Source organism: Prescottella defluvii (genome assembly GCF_000738775.1).
In the GTDB taxonomy this organism is placed as follows: Bacteria; Actinomycetota; Actinomycetes; order Mycobacteriales; family Mycobacteriaceae; genus Prescottella; species Prescottella defluvii.
Genome location: NZ_JPOC01000239.1, coordinates 1 through 279, shown reverse-complemented (window position 1 = coordinate 279; position 279 = coordinate 1). Strand labels below are relative to the sequence as shown.

At 71.3% G+C, this 279-nt stretch carries 1 protein-coding gene; it reads right to left on the bottom strand.

From position 1 onward, the window contains the following. The coding region (locus tag IJ15_RS0124700) for a PepSY domain-containing protein (RefSeq protein WP_031940942.1) at positions 1-279 on the bottom strand (279 nt) is incomplete at both ends.

Genomic DNA, 279 nt, shown 5'->3' with positions numbered 1-279 from the left:
ACTGTGCCGGCCCAGTGCACGATTGCGTCCGCGCGCAACACGTTTCACCGTCCACAGCCGGGGTGCGCCCGCTCCGGAACGCACCCGCGCCGTCCGGTACCGGCGCACCCACAGGTAGACGCCGCCGAGCGCGATCACCCACAGCCACGACGCTGCCAGTTCGCTGTACACACGCCCCGGCTCGCCCAGGTGCAGGTGTCGGTGCAACTGCGAGATCCACGTCCGCACCGGCAGCGAGCTGCTGCTGCCGTAGACGACGAGTTCGCCGACCGGCCGCGC